Source organism: Verminephrobacter aporrectodeae subsp. tuberculatae At4 (assembly GCF_000193225.1).
GTDB classification, from domain to species: Bacteria; Pseudomonadota; Gammaproteobacteria; order Burkholderiales; family Burkholderiaceae_C; genus Acidovorax; species Acidovorax aporrectodeae.
Map to the genome: position 1 here is coordinate 1 of NZ_AFAL01000361.1, position 12,795 is coordinate 12,795.

Below are 12,795 nucleotides of genomic sequence, written 5' to 3' on the forward strand. Positions count from 1 at the left end.
ATGCCGATCGGGCAGGTGTGCTTCGAGACGGCGCTGGTCGCCACCGGCAGCAGCAGTAGCAGTAGCGAGACCTTCAGCCTGTATGTCGATCCGGCGTTGGGCGTCAACGGCCACTGGGCGCAGGACAGCAGCGGCGTGTGGGCGAACCTGGCCAGCGCGCCCTATGGCGGCAAGATGGTGACCGAAGGCGATCGGCTCAGGCTGGACTTCCGGATCACCGATGGCGGGGCGTTCGACGCCGACGGCAAGGTGGACGCAAGCATTACCGCCTCCGGGGCACCAGCGCATATGCCGCTGTCCATTGCGGGGCAGGCGCCCGATGAGGGGCATGACGGGTTCTGGTTCTGACGGCTCCAGCGCACGAACGGTTTTCCGACAAACTGGTGGAGACCATGATCGCTGACGCATCCACACACAGCCCTGCCCCTTGCTGTTGCGTTCCCGCTGGCGGCATGCGGTGGCAACGATCCATGTCCAACAGCATCACGACCATTGCGCCATGACCATGAATAGCCCCAACACCACCATCGTGATCTCCGACGACAGCCTCACGATGGGTGAGCGCAGCGCCAAGGTCACCATTACTTTCAGCGAGCCTGTCTTCAGCTGGCCGCTCGACGCCGTTGACCGCGTCAACACCGGCAAGCTGAGCGAGTTCCTGCCCGTGCCCACCACGAAGCCCGACATGGAGCGCAAGGTTTGGAGTGCCACCTTTGAACCCGATGCCAATGTGGATGGCGGCACCAACAACCGCATCAGCCTGGACCTGGGCCGCGTCACCCTCGGCATACGCGGCGCAGGCGGCACGGGCGTGGGTCGCGCCACCAGCCAGGACTTCAGTGTTGACACCAAGCGGCCCACGCTGAAAAGTTCCAGCATTGCGTTTGCCCCCTACGAAAGCGGCAGCACCCTCGAAGCCGGGAAAACAGCCACGCTGACCTTTACCTTCTCCGAGGCGGTGAAGGGCTTCGACGCCAGCGACGTGAACCTGTTCCCTGGCAGTGGCACGTTGGGCGAGCTGCGTTCCATCGACGGCGGAATCACCTGGAGCGCCACGCTGACCGCCCCGAAGGGTGACACCATATTGGGCACAAACAGCCCTACCGTGAATCTCAGCGGCTTGACCGATCTTGCGGGCAACGCGGGCGATGGCAGGAGCCAGCCCACCGCCATCAACTATGCTGTTGACACCGACCGGCCCGTGCTGAATAGCGCCACGGTCAAGGGTGACCAACTGGTGCTTGGCTACCTCGAAGAGACTGCGCTCAAGGCGGTTGATGAAGATGCGGCCAAGGATGCCTTTGAGGTGTTCTTCACTTCCCCTCACGACCCCACCATCGACGCCACCCCAAGCGTCTCGTACCCGGTCAAGAGCCTCACCATGGATGCAACGAAGAAGACCGTCACCCTGACGTTGGAGCGCCCCGCGACCGCCGACCAGACAGTGACCGTCTCCTACACCATCCCTGATACCCGCACTTACGCAATACAGGACTTGGCCGGCCACGCCGCCGCCAGCTTCAAGGACAGGCCGGTGAGCAACAACACGTCAGACAACATCCCCCCGGTGATCAACAGCGCCACGGTCACCGGCGACCAACTGGTGCTTCACTACACCGCAAGGAAGGAACTCGACGCCGGCCACAAGGCGGCCATCGATGCCTTTACGGTGCACGTCAATGGAGACCTGAACGCCGTCACCGACGTCCAAGTGAATGCCACGGACAAGACCGTCACGCTGACCTTGACCCACCCCGTGACGGGCGGCGAGACGGTGACCGTGGCCTACACCGACCCATCGTCCGGGGACGACCCCGCAGCCGTACAGGAGGTGGACGGCGATGACGCAGCCAGCTTTTCGGCCATGGGGGTGGGCAATACTCCGGACACCACGCCCCCGGTGGTCAGTGGCGCCACGGTCACCGGCGACCAATTGGTGCTCCGCTACACCGAAACGAACCTGTTGGACGCTATCCACAAGGCGGACAACGGGGCCCTTGCAGTGCGTGTGAATGAAGTGGACAACGCCGTCACCGACGTCCAAGTGAATGCCACGGACAAGACCGTCACGCTGACGTTGACCCACCCCGTGGCCAGCGGCGATACGGTCACCGTAGCCTACACCGACCCATCGTCCGGGAACGACCCCGCAGCCGTACAGGACGCGACGGGCAACGACGCGGCCAGCTTCCCGGCCAGGAAGGTGGACAACCGCACACCGCCTCCCCCACCCTCACCGCACCCCCGCGTATCGGACACGGACAAGGACGGCCTGCCCAACGCCGTCGAAGACCAGGCCCCCGGACTCCCCGGCCCCGATGGCGCAGCCCCGGTGGCGGGAGATGGCAATGGCGACGGCGTCCAGGACAGCGAACAGCTTGCGGTGGGCTCGATCAGCGTGGTGCTCAGCCCCACCGGAGCCAGCAAGCCGGGGGACGCACCGACCACCTTTGTGACCTTGGTGGACGACAGCCAGGGTGGCAAGACCAACTCCGAAAGCAATGCACAGATCACCAGCCTGGAGCAGAAGGACGCCCCCGGGCAACTGCCCCCGGGGATGGAGATGCCGATCGGGCAGGTGTTCTTCGAGACGGCGCTGGCCGCCACCGGCAGCAGCAGTAGCAGCAGCGAAACCTTCAGCCTGTACGTCGATCCGGCGCTGGGCGTCAACGGCCACTGGGCGCAGGACAGCAGCGGCGTGTGGGCGAACCTGGCCAGCGCGCCCTATGGCGGCAAGATGGTGACCGAAGGCGATCGGCTCAGGCTGGACTTCCAGATCACCGATGGCGGGGCGTTCGACGCCGACGGCAAGGTGGACGCAAGCATTACCGCCTCCGGGGCACCAGCGCATATGCCGCTGTCCATTGCGGGGCAGGCGTCCGATGAGGGGCATGACGGGTTCTGGTTCTGATGCTTCCAGCGCACGCCCCCCTGGCTCTGGCGTACCGGTCGTCGCTGGTGAAAACCGGACGGCACGGATATCCGCCGTGTTAGCCTCCGCCCCCATGTCCCGATGGTTCTGTGCCCTTCTCCTGGCCTGCGCGAGCGCCGCGCAGGCTGCGCCCGACGCGGAAAATTCCGAGATCATGGACCGATGGCTTGCGGAGCAGGGACTGCTGCTGACCCGGATCGAAGACATGGGCTACGAAGTGGTGGACAAAGTGACCGACAGGGCGCAGACGGTCGCGGACCAGGCGGCCGATCTGGTGAACAGCACCATGGGTTTCCTCGGCGTGCCTTACAAGTTCGGGGGCAGCAGTGCTGCAACGGGTTTCGATTGCAGCGGTTTCGTTCGCGCTGTCTATGAACAGACCGTGGGTCTGCTGCTGCCGCGTCGCGCCGAGCAGCAGGCCGCGGCCACCCGGAGCATCGACAGGAAAGAGCTTCGGCCGGGTGACCTGGTGTTCTTCAACACCATGCGCCGCAATTTCAGCCACGTCGGCATCTATGTGGGCGACGACAAGTTCATCCACGCGCCCCACAGCGGCTCCCGGGTGCGTCTGGACGACCTGGGGCGCGCCTATTGGACCCGGCGCTTCAACGGCGCGCGCCGCGTCACACCGCTGGAAGACGCGGGCGGCACGCAGTCTGCGCCGCAGTAAGTCCGGTTGGCGCTGGCCGCATGGGCGTCTTGCGATATATTGGCGCACCCATGCTGCGCCCGTCGATGCCGTCGCCCGATGGCATCGATTTTTCTGGCCAACAGCGGGCTCTGACCCGGCAGCCCGCACCCATGCCGGGGAGCAAACCCCGGGTGTGCCGCAAGAAAGCCAAGAATGCCCATCTCGTTATCCAGACCCGTTGCCCTGCTGTCCTTGTGCTGCGCCCTGCTGGGGGGCGGCGCCGCGCAGGCGCAGAGCTATCCGGCGCGGCCGATCAGGATCCAGGTGCCCTTCTCGCCGGGCGGCGCGCAGGACGTGATCATCCGGCTGCTGTCGCAGAAGGTCTCGGGCAACTTGGGCCAGTCGCTGCTCATCGAGAACAAGGCCGGTGCCGGCGGCCTCATCGCTGCCGACGCGGTCGCCAAGGCCGCGCCCGATGGCTACACGCTGCTCATGGCCAGCGGCGGGCAGGTGTCGGTGGCTGCGGCCGCACGGACGGGCCTGAACTACGATCCGCAGAAAGACTTGGTGGCGATCGTCCAACTGGTCGACACGCCCATGGTGTTGGTCGTTCCGGAGGCGATGCCCGTCGCGAATTTGGCCGAATTCATCGCCCTGGCGAAACAGAAACCGGGGGTGCTGACCTTTGCCTCGACGGGGACCGGAACCATTTCCCACCTGACCGGTGAGGCGCTCAAGCATGCTGCGGGAATCAACGTCGTGCACATTCCCTACAAGGGCGCCGCGCAGGGGCTGAACGACCTTTTGTCCGGCCAGGTGAACGCCATGTTCACGAGCGCGGCGTCGGCCCATGCCCATTTGGCGTCGAAGCGCTTGCGCGCGCTGGCGGTGACCTCCGGCGAGCGGCTGCCCTCGTTGCCCGAGGTGCCCACGTTTGCCGAGGCCGGCCTCAAGGGCTTTGCCATTCCGGTGTGGGCCGGGCTGATGGCCCCGCGCGGCGTTGCACCGGAAGTGGTGCAGCGGCTCAACAGCGAGTACCTCAAAGTGCTCCAGGAACCCGCGCTCAGACAGCAGTTGCAGACGATGGGCGCAATCGTCGTCGGCAGCACGCCCGCGCAATTTGCCGAAACCATACAGGACGACATTGCGCGCTGGAAGCAGGTCGTCACGCGCGGCAATCTGAAGCTCGACTGACTCCCGCTACCCCGGGTGCTCCATGCACGTCGCGATTCTTGGCACAGGCAACATCGGCCTGGCCATCGCCGCCCATTGCTGCCACCACAAGCACCAGGCGACGCTCTGGTCTCCCTCCGGAGCCGGAGCGGCGGCGTTGGCAAGCGGTCAGCCGCTGCGCTATGCGGGCGCCATCGAGGGCGTGGCCATGCCGCGGGTTGCGCACGATCTGCGCGCAGCCATCGGGAATGCGGACCTGGTCTTCGTGGCGCTGCCGGCGAATGCCCACGCGGGCGTTCTCAGGCAGTTGGGGCAGTGCCTGAACGATGTCCAGCCGGTGATCATCAGCGCCCTGAGCTCCGTCAGCGCGCTGGTGCTGGACCGCGAACTCGCCGCACGCGGCGTGCGCGCGCGCATCGCCGCATTCGGCAGCACGCCGCTGACCGCACGCCGGGTGTCGGAAACCGAGGTGCGCGTCCTCACGCTGCGCACCACGCTCGACATGGCCGCGCTGCCCGTGGACCAAGGCCCGGCCGCGCAGGCGCTGTGCAGCGCGCTCTTTGGCGAGCGCTTCCGACTCAACGGCGACATCCTGGCGATGTCGCTGGCGAACGTGAACCCGATCGCGCACAGCGCGCTTGCGGTGTGCAACATCACCCGCATGGAGCACGCCGAGCAGTGGCCGCAGTACCACTACATGACGCCCTACGTCGCGCGCCTGATCGAGGCCATGGACGCCGAGCGCGTGGCCCTGGCGGCGGCCGCGGGCACCCGCCTCGGGACGATCCACGCGCATTTTCACAACTCGTTCGACGTCCCGCAGACGGACCTGGCGACGATCGCCGCAGAGCTGCATCGGCGCCGCGGCGGCCCGCCCGGGCCCACGCATCCGCAGCACCGCTTCGTGCTCGAAGACCTGCCCTTCGGCCTCGTGTTCTTCGCGGCAATGGGCAAAATCCTGAACGTTCCGACGCCGGTGACGTGCGCCATGATCGCCATTGCCGGGGCGCTCTATGGCCGCGCGTTCGAGCAGGAGAACGACGTGCTGCAGACGCTCGCGCTCGACGCCCTGTCCTGGCCCGCGTTGCAAGGGCTGCTGCGCGCAGGCTACCCGCGCGCCTGAAGCCCGCGGACAGCTCACCGAGCGCTGCGGTTTTCGATTTCGTCTTGCAGCCAGCGCCGAAAAGCCTTGAGCTCGGGGCGCTCCTGCGCGTCGGCGAAGAAAATCAGGTAGTACGCAAGGCGCATCGGGGTGTCAACGTCCAGCGCGCGGACCAGCCGTCCGGCGGCGATGTCGTAGTCCACCAGCAGGCTCTGGCCCAACGCGATCCCCTGGCCGTCGATGGCCGCCTGCAAGCCCATCGAGGTTTCCGAAAAGCCCAGGCCACGGCTGGCGTTCACCGTCTGCTCGCCCACCTCGGCAAGCCACTGCGGCCAGCTGGGGTGCAAGCCCGAACGCGAGGGGCTGCGGTCGTGCAGCAAGGTGAAGTGGGCCAGATCGCGGGGTGCGCGCAGGCCGGCGTGCAATGCCGGAGCGCAGACCGGGAAAAAATCGGTCGCCACCAGGTGCTCGGTCACCAGACCCGGCGCATCCATGCGCCGATCGGCAACGAGGAGGTCGCAGGCGCGCAGATCCGGTGTTGTCGCCGATGCGACGTCAATGCTGATTTCGGGATGCCGGTTGAAGAAGCGATACAGCCGTGGCACCAGCCATTTCTCGCCAAAAACGGGCGGGACCCCAACGCGCAGCGGCGCCGTCCGGTCGCTCAGCAGCCTGTCGGTCGCCGACTGGAGCGCGCGCAGCGCTTCGCGCACACGCGGTGCGTAGCGTTCGCCGGCGCAAGTCAGCCCCAGTTGGTTGTTGCGGCGGTCGAACAGCCTGAGCCCCAAGAATTCCTCCAGTTGCTTGATCTGGTGGCTCACCGCGGCATTCGTCACGCACAGTTCCTGCGCTGCGCGCGAGAAGCTCAAATGGCGTGCGGCGATCTCGAAAACTTTCAATCCATTGAGCGGGGGCAGGCGGGAAGGGGTCATTCTTATTAGAAAAAACTAAACGAGTCGCCAAAAAATCATCGCTTGCCACCGCGGTTCAGGCCTTGTTCAATCGGCTCCCCGACGAGCTTGCGACGGCGTCGGTCACCCGCATTGGAGACAGAACCGCGACCCATGGAGCCCTTCCGGGGTGCGGTGCAACAGCCCCATGAGCATACTAACGATAGATTCGGGGACGACCAATACCCGGTCGAGTATTTGGAAAAATGGTGTCCCCTGGTGTCAGGCCACACGCCAGGTGGGGGTGCGCGACACGGCGGTCACGGGCAACAAAACCGTTCTGCAAAACGGGGTGCGCGACACCATCGCGGCGGTCCTGCACAGGGCCGGCCTGGGCATCTCCGACGTCAGCCTGGTGCTGGCCTCGGGGATGATCACGTCGAACGTCGGCCTGTTCGAGCTCGCACACCTGCCGGCGCCCGCCGGCGTGAATGAACTCGCCGCCGGCATGCAGCAGGCGCTGCTGCCGCAGGTCTGCGAGAAGCCGATCTGGTTCGTCCCGGGGGTGCGCAACCAGGTGGAGAACATCGGCCTGCACAACTGCGAGGCCATGGACATGATGCGCGGGGAAGAGGCCGAGACCATGGGGCTGGTCGAGCGCATGCAGATTGCCGAGCCGACCGTCATTGCTCTGCCCGGCTCGCACTCGAAATTCGTGCACCTCGATGCGCAGCAACGCATCGTCAGCTGCGTCACCACGCTGTCCGGTGAGCTGCTGCACGTGATCACGCACAACACCATTCTTGCGGATTCGCTGCGGAGCGATTTCGCCGACCGGATCGACGCCGAAATGCTGCTCGCTGGCGCCCGTTCAGCCAGCAGCATTGGCTTGGGCCGCGCCTGCTTCACCGTGCGCACGCTCGGGCAATTCACCATTTACGACCGCAATGCGCGCGCCAACTTCCTGCTCGGCGCGGTGCTCGGCGCCGACCTGCTCACGCTCAAGAACAGCAGCGCGCTGCGCATGAGCCCCGAGACGCGCTTCATCGTGACCGGCAAGCCCACATTGCGCCACGCGCTCAGCCTGCTGGTGTCGAACGACGATTTCTTCTCGGGAACGGTGAGCACCGTCTCCGACGACGAACAGGACAACCTGGCGGGCTACGGGGCCATCAGGTTGGCGCGAGCGCGTGGCTTGCTGGATGCGGCCTGACTCGGGCCGGCATCCGGGCGCTACGGGCTGACCGGGTCCTGCCGGTGCAAACTGCAAGGGGTATCGATCAACGTGAACGGGAGACCAAGATGACATCGAAGATGCAAAGACTGCTGGTGCTGCTGGGCGTATCGCTGGGCCTGGGGGGGCCTGCGGCGCAGGCCGCGGACGAACCCAAGATCGGCTTTTTGGTCAAGCAGGCCGAGGAGCCCTGGTTCCAGGACGAGTGGAAATTTGCCGAGCAGGCGGCGCGCGAGAAGGGCTTCAAGCTGATCAAGATCGGGGTGCCCAGCGGCAGCGAGGTGTTGACCGCCATCGACAACCTCGGCGCGCAGCAGGCGCAGGGGTTCATCATCTGCGTTCCCGACGTGAAACTGGGCAGCGCCGTGGTCGCCAAGGCCGGGCAAAACAAGCTCAAGCTGATGACGGTCGACGATCGCCTGGTCGATGGCGCCGGCAAGCCGATAGAGAGCGTTCCCCATATGGGGATCTCGGCGCAGAAGATCGGCGAACTGGTCGGAAAAACCATCGCCGAAGAAATCGGCAAACGGGGTTGGAAGCTCGAGGAGGTCGGCGCGATCCGCGTCTCTTACGACCAGCTGCCCACGGCCAAGGAGCGCACCGACGGCGCGATCGCCAGCCTGACCCGGGCCGGTTTTCCCGGCGCGAATATCCTGAATGCGCCGCAGGCCAAGACCGATACCGAGGCGGCCTTCAACGCCGCCGGGATCGCGATGACGAAGAATCCCAAGTTCAAGTATTGGGTCGCGTTCGGCCTCAACGATGAAGCGGTGTTGGGCGCCGTGCGGGCCGCCGAAGGCCGGGGTGTCAAAGCCGGGCAGATCATCGGCGTCGGTATCGGCGGGAGCAAATCGGCGCTCAACGAGTTTGCCAAACCCATGGTCACCGGATTCTTCGGCACCGTGCTGATCAGCCCCAAGCGCCATGGCTACGAGACCGCGATGAACATGTACGAATGGATCAAGTCCGGCAAGGAGCCCGAGAAGCTGATTCTCACCGCAGGCAGTCTGATGACGCGCGACAACGCTGCGGCCGTCCGCAAGGAAATGGGCGTGGAGTGATGCATGGACCTGCGCTGCGCTGCAGGTCCATGGATCAGAAGATGGAAGAAAGCTCCCATGTCTGCTGTTCTTGAGTTTCGCGGCATTGGCAAGAATTTTCCCGGCGTCCGTGCGCTGTCCGACGTGTCGCTGGCGGTGCATGCGGGAACGGTGCATGGTCTGATGGGCGAAAACGGCGCGGGCAAATCCACGCTGCTGAAGATACTCGGGGGCGTCTACCAACCCGACGCCGGGCAGGTGCTGCTCGATGGCCGGCCGCAGCGGCTCCAGCATGCCCGCGCGGCCATCGACGCCGGGATCTCCATCATCCACCAGGAACTGCAATATGTGCCTGAGCTGAGCGTGATGGAAAACCTGATGCTCGGCCACCTGCCGCAGCGGCTGGGGTTCGTGCGCGCGCGCCAGTTGCAGGACGGGGTGCGCGAGCAGTTGCAAAAAATCGGGGTGGACCTCGACCCCTTGGCCAAACTCAAGCACCTGTCGATCGCGCAGCGCCAGATGGTCGAGATCTGCAAAGCGCTGCTGCGCAACGCCAAGGTCATCGCCTTTGACGAGCCCACCAGTTCACTCTCGCATCGCGAAGCAGACGTCCTGTTCGCGCTGGTGGCCTCGCTGCGATCGCAGGGCAAGGCGATGATTTATATCTCGCATCGCATGGACGAGATTTTCCAGCTGTGCGACGCCTGCACGATCTTTCGCGATGGGCGCAAGGTGGGAGAGCACGTGCGCATGCAGGAGCTGAGCCGCGAGACGCTGATCGGTGAAATGGTCGGGCGCGAGGTGGGGGACATCTTCAACTACCGCAGCCGCGCTCCTGGTCAGGAGCGCCTGCGCGTGACCGGAATCGTGGGGCGCAAGCTGTCTGCGCCTGCGAGTTTTGCGGTCCGTTCCGGGGAAATCCTCGGCTTCTTCGGACTGGTTGGTTCTGGCCGCAGCGAACTCATGCGCTTGGTCTACGGGGCCGACCGCAGCCAGGGCGGGCAGTTGGAGATCGACGGCCAGGCGCTGCCGACGTGCACGATTCCCGAATCGATTCGCCGCGGCATCATGTTCTGTCCGGAGGATCGCAAGGAGCAAGGCATCCTGGGCTGCCGTTCGGTGTCCGAGAACATCAACGTCAGTTGCCGCCGCAATCACCGCCGATGGCGTGTGTTCGTCGATGACCGGGTCGAGTCCCGGATTGCGGACGACTTCATCGGGCGCTTGCGCATCAAGACGCCGCACCGCAACCAAGCCATCCGCTTGCTCTCGGGCGGCAATCAGCAGAAAACGATTCTCGCGCGCTGCCTGGCCGAAACCGGGTTGAAGGTGCTGATCGTCGATGAACCGACGCGCGGCATCGACGTCGGGGCGAAGAACGAAATCTATGCGGTTCTCTACGAGTTGGCCGAAAGAGGCGTGGCGATCGTGATGATCTCCAGCGAGTTGCCGGAGGTCATCGGGGTATCGGATCGGTTGATCGTGATGTGCCAGGGCCGGATCAGCGGTGAACTGACGCGCGCCGAAGCAACCGAAGCCAAGGTGCTGCATCTGGCGCTGCCCAGCGGCGCTGGCGCGGGATGACGACGCAATCCTCGAATGAAAAATACCAAACTCTTGCGTTTCATCGAAGACTTCAGCCTGCCGCTGATCTTCCTGGTCCTGTTTGCCGGCCTGTCGCTGTCGGTGGAGTATTTCTTCTCGGACAAAAACATGATCGGCCTGGCATTGTCCGTGTCGCAAATCGGGATGGTGGCCTGCACGATGATGTTCTGCCTGGCCTCGCGCGACTTTGACCTGTCGATTGGTTCGACGGTCGCATTCGCCGGCGTGCTGTGCGCGACCGTGATCAACCGCACCGACAGCGTGCTGCTGGGGGTGGGCGTCAGCCTGCTGGCCGGCGCGGCGATCGGCTGCGTGAATGGCGTGGTGATCGCCAAGCTCCGGGTGAACGCCTTGATCACCACCTTGGCGACGATGGAGATCGTGCGCGGGCTGGCCTTCATCACCTCCGGGGGGCAGGCGGTCGGCGCTTCGACCGAGGCGTTTCTCGACCTGGGCCACACCATCATTTTCGAAATTCCCAGCCCGGTCTGGATCACCGCGCTTTGTTTCGTGGTGTTTGGCGTTTTGCTGAACAAGACGGTCTACGGCCGCAATACCCTGGCGATCGGTGGCAACCCCGAGGCGGCGCGGCTCGCGGGCGTTTCGGTGGACCGCACGCGCATCCTGATCTTCCTGATTCAGGGCGTGGTGGCCGCGCTCGCTGGCGTGATCCTGGCGTCGCGCATCACCAGTGGGCAACCGAATGCGGCCATCGGTTTCGAGCTGAACGTGATCTCCGCCTGCGTGCTCGGCGGCGTGTCCCTGATGGGGGGGCGCGCCAGCATGAGCGGGGTGCTGGTCGGCGTGCTGATCATGGGCACGGTGCAGAACGCGATGAGTCTGCTGAACATCGACGTGTTCTACCAATACCTGGTGCGTGGCAGCATTCTGCTGGCGGCGGTGCTCGTCGATCAGCTCAAGAACCGGGGAGAGCAGGCGTGATGCAGGACGGGATGCAACGATGAAACCCCGCCTGGAAAACAAGGTGGCCCTGGTCACGGGCGGCGCGCAGGGCATAGGCGGCGCCACGGCGGCGCTGTTCGTCGAGCATGGCGCGCGCGTGGTCGTGAACGTGCGCGAGCGCACTGCCGCTGCAGAGGCCTTCGTGGCCTCGCTCGGTGGACCGGACAAGGTGCTGCTGCTGGCCGCCGACGTCAGCCAACGCAGCGCGGTCGATGCCATGGTGGCGCAGGCGCTGAGCCACTTTGGCCGGCTCGACGTGCTGGTGAACAACGCCGGAATCAACGTCTTCGACGACCCTTTGCAGCTCAGCGATGCGGACTGGGCGCGCTGCTTCTCGGTCGATCTGGAGGGCGCCTGGCACTGCGCGCGCGCGGTGCTGCCGCATATGCTGGGGCAGGGCGCCGGCAGCGTGGTGAACATTGCGTCGGTCCATGGGCACAAGATCATTCCGAACGCATTTCCCTACCCGGTTGCCAAGCATGGGCTGATCGGCCTGACCCGTGCGCTCGGCATCCAGTACGCCGCGCAAGGCGTGCGCGTGAATTCGGTCTCGCCGGGGCTGATCCTGACCCCGCTCGCAGAAAGCGTTTTCGCGTCGCTCCCGGATCCGCAGGCCGAGCGCCGCCGCCAGGCCGAGTTGCTGCCGTGCAAGCGCATCGGGGAGCCATTGGAAGTGGCGTACACCGTGCTCTTTCTGGCCAGCGACGAAGCACGCTTCATCAATGCGACCGACATCCTGATCGATGGCGGCCGCTCCCAGCTCTACCACGAATAATGAGCATGCAAGCCCTGTTCAAATTGCCGCTGATTGCCATTCTTCGCGGCGTGCGGCCGCACGAGGTGCTGGCGCATGCCAGCGCGCTGGTCGAGGCCGGGTTCGACGCGATCGAGGTTCCGCTGAATTCTCCCGATGGGGTCGGCAGCATTGCGCAGCTGATCCGCGCCCTGGGCTCCGGCGTCACGGTCGGCGCCGGCACGGTGTTGCAGGTGGAGCAGGTCGAGGCGCTGGAGCGCGTCGGCGCGCGGATGCTCGTCACACCGAACACCCAGCCGCGGGTGATCGCCCGTGCGCGCGCCGCGGGCATGCTGACCTGCATAGGCTGCATGACCGCGACCGAGGCCTTTGCCGCGCTGGACGCGGGCGCCGACGCGCTCAAGATATTCCCCGCGTCCGCGCTCGGCCCGGCCTATATCCGGGCCCTGAGGGCCGTCCTGCCTCCGGATG

The 12,795-nt window shown here is 65.4% G+C and carries 12 protein-coding genes; 11 read left to right on the top strand and 1 reads right to left on the bottom strand.

The genetic code is table 11. The features are described from left to right. The 5 genes from VTU_RS26535 to VTU_RS0108075 form a co-directional block, all read left to right on the top strand. Positions 1 to 348: choice-of-anchor U domain-containing protein (locus VTU_RS26535; RefSeq protein WP_010103075.1), on the top strand; the 348-nt coding region annotated here is incomplete at its 5' end. A gap of 151 nt (positions 349 to 499) precedes the next feature. Further along, positions 500 to 2,911 carry a SwmB domain-containing protein gene (locus VTU_RS0108060; protein WP_010103076.1) on the top strand — a complete coding sequence of 804 codons (2,412 nt, stop codon included), beginning with the start codon at positions 500 to 502 and terminating at the stop codon, positions 2,909 to 2,911. 94 nt (positions 2,912 to 3,005) lie between these two features. Beyond that, entirely contained in the window at positions 3,006 to 3,602 is a 597-nt protein-coding gene (locus tag VTU_RS0108065; protein WP_010103078.1) for a C40 family peptidase, read from the top strand. A 174-nt stretch (positions 3,603 to 3,776) separates the two neighbouring features. Then, entirely contained in the window at positions 3,777 to 4,757 is a 981-nt protein-coding gene (locus tag VTU_RS0108070) for a Bug family tripartite tricarboxylate transporter substrate binding protein (RefSeq protein WP_010103080.1), read from the top strand. 22 nt (positions 4,758 to 4,779) lie between these two features. Continuing rightward, positions 4,780 to 5,859 (top strand): NAD/NADP-dependent octopine/nopaline dehydrogenase family protein, encoded by a 1,080-nt coding sequence (locus VTU_RS0108075; RefSeq protein WP_010103082.1) that lies wholly within the window; start codon positions 4,780 to 4,782, stop codon positions 5,857 to 5,859. A gap of 14 nt (positions 5,860 to 5,873) precedes the next feature. Here the strand turns inward: VTU_RS0108075 and gcvA are convergent, their stop codons facing one another. Continuing rightward, complete coding sequence (gcvA, locus tag VTU_RS0108080; RefSeq protein ID WP_010103084.1) at positions 5,874 to 6,770, bottom strand: transcriptional regulator GcvA; 897 nt, start codon at positions 6,768 to 6,770, stop codon at positions 5,874 to 5,876. 166 nt (positions 6,771 to 6,936) lie between these two features. Here gcvA and VTU_RS0108085 point away from each other — a divergent pair, with 166 nt between their 5' ends. The 6 genes from VTU_RS0108085 to VTU_RS0108110 form a co-directional block, all read left to right on the top strand. After that, on the top strand, positions 6,937 to 7,941 hold the full coding sequence (locus VTU_RS0108085; RefSeq protein ID WP_029554200.1) for a 2-dehydro-3-deoxygalactonokinase: 1,005 nt from the start codon (positions 6,937 to 6,939) through the stop codon (positions 7,939 to 7,941). Between the two features lie 101 nt (positions 7,942 to 8,042). Continuing rightward, positions 8,043 to 9,023, top strand: coding sequence for a substrate-binding domain-containing protein (locus VTU_RS0108090; protein ID WP_236610675.1), 981 nt, complete (start codon positions 8,043 to 8,045; stop codon positions 9,021 to 9,023). 57 nt (positions 9,024 to 9,080) lie between these two features. Continuing rightward, a complete protein-coding gene (araG, locus tag VTU_RS0108095; protein ID WP_010103090.1) occupies positions 9,081 to 10,586 on the top strand; it encodes an L-arabinose ABC transporter ATP-binding protein AraG in 1,506 nt (501 codons plus the stop codon). Between the two features lie 15 nt (positions 10,587 to 10,601). Continuing rightward, complete coding sequence (gene araH, locus VTU_RS0108100) at positions 10,602 to 11,549, top strand: L-arabinose ABC transporter permease AraH (protein ID WP_010103092.1); 948 nt, start codon at positions 10,602 to 10,604, stop codon at positions 11,547 to 11,549. Positions 11,550 to 11,568: 19 nt separating this feature from the next. Beyond that, positions 11,569 to 12,345: an SDR family oxidoreductase gene (locus VTU_RS0108105; RefSeq protein ID WP_010103094.1), complete on the top strand. Its 777-nt coding sequence runs from the start codon at positions 11,569 to 11,571 to the stop codon at positions 12,343 to 12,345. 5 nt (positions 12,346 to 12,350) lie between these two features. After that, positions 12,351 to 12,795 (top strand): 2-dehydro-3-deoxy-6-phosphogalactonate aldolase (locus VTU_RS0108110; RefSeq protein WP_029554202.1); only part of this gene is annotated, 445 nt, incomplete at its 3' end.